Genomic DNA, 6,371 nt, shown 5'->3' with positions numbered 1-6,371 from the left:
CGCCCCGTAAACTTAAGGAATATCCATGAAATTGGAGTATCACAACGGCGTCAGAACAACCAAAATGTATCATGAACTATCACCTTTCGAGGCTGCAATTGCCAGATACGAGGAGATGGCCGAAAAGCACTTTGATACAATCAAGATCAAAGGGAAGTTGAATGCGAAGCAAGCCGCCGAGAAGGCGGAAGCTCTTGCCTATTTGGCGGCCGAACGACGGAAACTTGATGCTATAGCCTCGGTTCAAGGCCAGCTGGAGGAGTACCGCGAACGCGGTCTCGATGCAACCCGAGGATTCGGAGCAGAAAGAGTTAAGGCGGTGAGACTGTTACGCCAAGAAGCACACCACCCCACAAGCGTCCTTGAGTCGTACATGTTTGCTGAAGGCCAGATAAAACCGAGTCGACTTCACACAGCACACCACATCGTTCCGGGCACAGGCAAGGTGAAAGAGGTGAACGCTAGAACTCGCGCTTACCTCCACAGTTTCGGCATTCGCATTAATGACCCTGCAAATGGCGTCTATTTACTCCATAAAGACGAATACACCCCACACTGGTCAATGCCCGAATCGCGCGGACACCTGAAATACCACACGAAAGATTATGAACGCTGGGTTAGTCGCTCCATCAGAGTGTTAAGTCATATTGATACGATAAAAACTCAACTTCAAATCATTGGTAGACTCTTACAACAACATGAACCCAAAACAGTAATCCCAAAAGCCACAGGTGTTAAGTAATGCCAAATGTCTACGCTATTCGCGATAATCTTGATGGCCTTAAGTCACTCAATCTCGACATTCTTGACGTTGTTGAGTCAGCGCCAAGCGATGCAGACTTCGATCAACTTATGGCGTTTGAGCGCCACAACTTATCGATGAAAGCCTGGTGGCCAGGGTTTGATGTGGAACTATACAGTTCAGATGATTGTGATGATGATGCTAGCCCAGATATTCGAACCTGGGTTGGCCCTTCACTTTGTTTATCGCCGAAAGCGCTTCGACTACTGGCCCCGTCGCTTGAGGGACTTGGTGAGATCCTTCCAATTACCGTTAATGGTGAAGCCTGGGGAATATTCAACTGCCTTACGATGGTGAATGCCGATCCGTCAAAAACCTATCGACCCAAAATCCTGCAAGAGCTGGGCGCCGCTGAGAAAATTGGATTTTTTGATGATGCCGCTGATAACCGGGTATTTAAAACACCCGACGAACCCTGCATAACATTATTTTGTAATGATTGGTTCAAGGAGGTTGTTGAATCAAATGACTTAACGGGTATTAGCTTTAGTACAGAGCTGGTTGAGTTTCACAACTAATTGGACCAGTGAGCTCTCAACACTTATTGACTTGAAATGAATTTTACAGGCGGCCAAGGGCAGCATGTCATGGTCGATTTCACCCTTACAAGCCTCGACCAAGTATAAACTGTTTATAGTTATGACCAATGATTACAGACCAACCTGCGCACAAAAACTGAAGCACTTTGGTACCCCCCTTATACACGACCTGCAGACTCGAAAAGTACTATAAACCCCCACCCCAGCTCGCACCCTATATAGAGCTCCACTTTTTCACCAAACGGTAGGTTAAGTCAAATAGGAGTAAAACCCAACAATTAGAATCGTGATTACAGCAAAGAAAATGGCCTTTCGACGTTTTCTTTTTTCGCTCGAAACCGCGTCAAGAAGTTGCTGCTCCGCATTTAAAAGAGACCTGTTTCGGACCTCATAATCTAAGCACCTTGCCTGAAGCTCATCGACACTTTGGCGCATCCTTTCTCGCTCTTCAAGGCCCTGAATGTGCCCTTTCATAGAGCTTCCAAAAGCAGACGGAGTAGGAAAACTCTCATCAGCGTACTGATTTGCCAGAGTCACTCTGTGACTATGTCCAAGTGCCAAATAGAATGGCATATCAAGCGCCAAGAGCTCATAAACAAGCTCAGCTCTATTCCAAATCTCCAGACTGGCGTCATCGCCACCCCTTACAACAGCGAAAGCATCGAAACAGTGCACCGCCATTGCTATATCTTCAACCATTGAATGCTGATCCGAAACACGCACAACATGCGTAGAAATATTGGCTACGGAGTCATCGGGGAGATTTGACAGAACATCGCGGATCGCCGTTTCAGTACCAAAAATTCCAAACTTTTCCAGCGGTGTATTCGACAAACAACTATGAAGTGTGTGATAGCTTGATTTATGCAAGTTAAAACGATCGAGGGAGTCATGTTCTTGGTTTAATGGTTCCCAGTTAGCCACAGGCCTGCCTTCGATCTGCACATCCAGGCCGGTAAAAAACTTCGAGGCTCGCAATATGGGCAACCCCTCTACGACCAAGCGGTCACCTTCTCGAGGCGCCATATCAAGTGAAGTTTTCACCGTCAAAGCACCCTCGCCGCCTCTCAAATCAAAATATACGACGTTCTTATAAGGTTTGACCTTACCGACTAAGCCCTGAACCCGAATTACGCTGTCAATTTTCTTCCAAATAGTGTTATTCGCAACAACGCCTAATTTTTGGAGCAAAGCATCGACTTCATAAGAAGGAGCTTCGATAGACTTTTCATCGGACTGCGGGTTAGCTGCATTATTCATAATTTTCCTTATATGTGGAGCTCGCGATAGGTAATATTCCTATGAATGAATTAATCGAATCTCGCAAAGGCTTCTCCAGGAAGCGCCCCTAGCCATCTTAGTTGCATGAAGTGAATTAAGTGATCACGTTAAGCGGTACAGATAATCACGTTGAGCGGAATATGCAAGCTCTCCTACAAATTACTCCGAGCGGCCGGCCATTACGAAGCTACTTGTAGTTCGGCATAACAATTCGAGAAGAAGCCCCAACGGCAGTTAACCCGCCACAAAGATCACTGCCGAAGATAGCCCTAGCTTTTTCTCTCCGAAAACAGCCCTCAGCGCCCTCATGGCATGCCTGAAAAGCTACAGCACTCACTTGGACTCCAAGCTCACCAACAGCCGCCTTGTAAATATACTCAGCCAAATTCTCACAATTAAACACGCCAACTTCAAGCTGAAAGAACGTTAATCCCGCCTCCTGCCCGTTCAAGCGTTCACTCAACTGCTGAAGACTAAACACATCAAACCTTGGCCTGCTCTGGAAGAGTTGACCTGAAATTTGATGAACCTCGATCGTTCCTGAAAGATAACTTAGATGGAGTATCGAATACTCAGATGACAAACCAGGCAACACAAATGCTGTGTAGACTGCAGAAGAGCTGCCGCCTAAACGATTGATGGCGTGGCCGTAAAAGGTTCTTGTGGTTATAGCCGAAGATGAAGGGGTCACGAAAGATATACCATTCCAATCTGACGCGCCACTTCCATGGGACACTTGGTTTTCTTTTAGCAGCCCTTTGCGTTTAAGCCCAAAATCATCAGTAAACAATGCTCGCTCACCTCGACCATCACCATTTGAAGTCTGCGCAATAGCTTCAAGTCTTGCCATAATTTCGTTCTGCCTAGGGTGGTAAACCCAAACCTTCCAATCAATAGTCTCAGCTAACAACTGGCAGACGGCATTGGCGAATATGTCCTTGTGCAGCGTTTTGGACTTCAGGAAAGAAAAAACACCAAGCAGTGACACTTCAAGTAAACCATTCTTACCGCCCTCACTTTCGGTTTCACCATCGCGCCCTGGATACGTAAAGAATATACGTATCACACGGCTTGAGGCTTTATTCTCAGGAAAGGTCGCAGTCAAGTCAGTCCAATCTTCAGACTTAACATAACGGACATTACAAAGATTAGATGTTGTTACTTCTTGGGTATACCCCTTCAAAGAGCGTGATAAAGCCGGTGTTTTTAATTGAGTCAGGCCTTGTGATAAAGCCGTCTGAGCTGCAAACTTACGCAAAGTGGGCCAAATTGAAAAATCACAAATAGGGCGATCATTTTCATCGACCCCCTTGGTATCGTGCTTGAAGTGCCAATCGTTAACATTGCCATGACATGCCTGTAAAGGCTGCTCGCACGACGGACAAATACATTGACAATTCCGGCCTCGTTTAGCATTGCCGATTTCAACGAAATCACCAGTATCAATGCTAATCCCGAAGGGAATTGACTTATGACCAAACCTTTCAGCTTGATAAATCATAAGACGGCATTTCTCCTAATTTAGGTGTCAACTTTAACAAACTAGCCAAATCTTAAGCCAGAAGATCTTCCATAGCGAAGAAAATAATATCCCTCCCTTAAAATCAACGCAAAAAAAACCGAAGCCAATCGACTCCGGTTTTTAATTTTTTGAGCAGCACCATCCCATAGCACCAATAACCATATGTAATGTCCTTGCCAAAACATTTACAAGCGGTATCCCAATCGTGCGCAGTCAATTCTGCACAACGAGTCCACGTATTTGACAGCGCGCGCGGTCGCGCCAGGAAGAAAAGTGGCTAAAGAGCCTTGCTAAAAGCGACTAAACATAGAAAAGCCAATTTTAGCAAGGCGCTTGGTAACATGAGGCCACTTAACGAAAAAAGATTGAGCGAGCCTATAAATAGACTCACTCGCTCATTTGACTGCTTGCGCAGAGGACAAAGTTTCCAACTTTGGGGGAGCCAACAGCAAGAGATCTGAGGAGATCATGAACTAAACGAAAGAACTTGCTGACTACTCCGAGGAGCACTTGAGTAGCAATTACGCTGCGTCAGTTTAAACTCAATCGAGACGCCAAACCCACAAGGGGCTTAAAGGTTCGCAGAGACAGCTGCGAGACTGGGAACCGTTTTAAAGCTAGGCACCCTTTGAGATAACTAGATTTAAAGCGGCTCAAAGATAGGAAAACCTATCTTTGAGCGCCAATTATACACTATGCCGCTTGAACGCTGTTTTGTTTGCTCTTTTGGTACGCTGAGCGCCCAAAAGCCACATTCCAAACACCATTACCACGATCTACATAGCCTAAATGCGCCAAATCACGCTCTTTAACCGCGCGATTAGGATCACCCTTAGCAACAGAGTATGTCGGCAACTGCCAACATTCTTCGTCACTGTTCCACTTATAACCATCATCTTTAAGATTTTGCTTAATCATCTCAAAATTAGGGTCATCTTTACGTAGCTCAACACGAATCGGCAAGTCCGTAGATTCTCCAGGAACCTCAATAGTAGGACCCTGACCGCTTTGATTGTTCACTGCCACCGTGACGGCTGGAAGCTCCCAACAAAACTCATCTTTATTCCACTCATAACCATCATCTTTCAATCTTTGCTTGATCACCTCAAAATGAGGATCACTTTTGCTCAACTTGATTTGACGAGGGCGCTCAGCGGACGATGGAACATGCTTAGCTTTGGATTGCGCGGGTATACCGTAATCCGTCGTTACCTGTGATTCCGATTTAGGCAATTTAATCTCACGATCTGCGACCTTAAGATACATAACCCGAATCAAATTCGACGAGTAATTAACACCCAATTGCCCAGCCTTGGGGCTAGTTGCTGGATACATAAAAGGCTCTGCTCGATACTTCGCAATACGAAGACCACAAAACACTTTTATGTCACGATTGTTAATCTCGCTCCCAAAGGGTTCTAGTATTTCTAACGCTTTGGGACAGCTAATTGTGCAGCTTACGTACAGACTATCGGCATTTGAGGCTTTACCCTCGATCATGCAAAATGTCACAACAGTAAAAGCACCGTTACGACCGTTGCGTTTTTCAAAACCACTCAAATAGCCCATGGCTTCTGTGTGAACATTGAAAAAACGGTCAATATTATTTGAAGTTGTCATAGTGAAGTCCTCTAATTTATAAAAAAAGGGGACGCACTAACCCCATTGGGATAGTTTGTCCCAATGGGTTAACAAGATAGGCACGCGCCTTACGGCGGATTATCAAATGTGCCTTTGGATAATCAATTTATAAAAGTCAGCGTAGAAAGACGCTGGGCTTACAGTGTCATTGTAGCAAAAGTGAACACTTAGAACATTATTTGCGGCGCAATTAGGTTTAAAATGGCGACGAGACTACAGGAATAATCAATGACTAAAGAAAATGACAAGACTGAAAAACGAGGCGGGGCAAGACCAGGGGCGGGTCGCCCACTCACCGGCCGCGAGCCAAAGAAACCGCTTCCGGCCAAAGTCTCAGCGGAGTGCCGAAGCGACGTCAAAGCGTTATCCGACAAATTAGGCACATCTCAAGCTGAAGTCATTCAGCGTGCGGTCAAAAGATATAAGGATCACATCAATTCAAACCCCACAGTGAATGATTAGGTATTGCACATATTCAAAAAGTGCCTACACTGACCAACACGCGCTTTAATTTAAAATTGGCTGTGATTGCATCGAGAGGAAGAAAAAATGGCATACAGGGCTTTAGCGGTGGCAGAAAGTGCCA

At 45.5% G+C, this 6,371-nt stretch carries 6 protein-coding genes; 3 read left to right on the top strand and 3 right to left on the bottom strand.

The window, feature by feature from the left end:
* The first annotated feature begins 25 nt into the window (after positions 1-25).
* Complete coding sequence (locus tag AC3A8L_RS18920; protein ID WP_487963838.1) at positions 26-742, top strand: AHH domain-containing protein; 717 nt, start codon at positions 26-28, stop codon at positions 740-742.
* Complete coding sequence (locus tag AC3A8L_RS18915) at positions 742-1,320, top strand: hypothetical protein (protein WP_487963837.1); 579 nt, start codon at positions 742-744, stop codon at positions 1,318-1,320. Before AC3A8L_RS18920 ends, AC3A8L_RS18915 begins: the two co-directional genes overlap by 1 nt.
* A gap of 270 nt (positions 1,321-1,590) precedes the next feature.
* Here the strand turns inward: AC3A8L_RS18915 and AC3A8L_RS18910 are convergent, their stop codons facing one another.
* The 3 genes from AC3A8L_RS18910 to AC3A8L_RS18900 all read right to left on the bottom strand — a co-directional run bounded on the left by AC3A8L_RS18910 (position 1,591) and on the right by AC3A8L_RS18900 (position 5,764).
* Entirely contained in the window at positions 1,591-2,601 is a 1,011-nt protein-coding gene (locus AC3A8L_RS18910) for an exodeoxyribonuclease VII large subunit (RefSeq protein WP_487963836.1), read from the bottom strand.
* 208 nt (positions 2,602-2,809) lie between these two features.
* Positions 2,810-4,123, bottom strand: a complete 1,314-nt coding sequence (locus tag AC3A8L_RS18905) for a hypothetical protein (RefSeq protein WP_487963835.1) — start codon at positions 4,121-4,123, stop codon at positions 2,810-2,812.
* 714 nt (positions 4,124-4,837) lie between these two features.
* On the bottom strand, positions 4,838-5,764 hold the full coding sequence (locus AC3A8L_RS18900; RefSeq protein WP_487963834.1) for a DUF3577 domain-containing protein: 927 nt from the start codon (positions 5,762-5,764) through the stop codon (positions 4,838-4,840).
* A gap of 249 nt (positions 5,765-6,013) precedes the next feature.
* Here AC3A8L_RS18900 and AC3A8L_RS18895 point away from each other — a divergent pair, with 249 nt between their 5' ends.
* Entirely contained in the window at positions 6,014-6,247 is a 234-nt protein-coding gene (locus tag AC3A8L_RS18895) for a hypothetical protein (protein ID WP_487963833.1), read from the top strand.
* The last annotated feature ends 124 nt before the right edge of the window (positions 6,248-6,371 follow it).

It is taken from the genome of Marinagarivorans sp. (assembly GCF_982758155.1).
The sequence above is the reverse complement of the archived record's forward strand: the minus strand, read 5'-3'. Positions and strand labels throughout refer to the sequence as shown.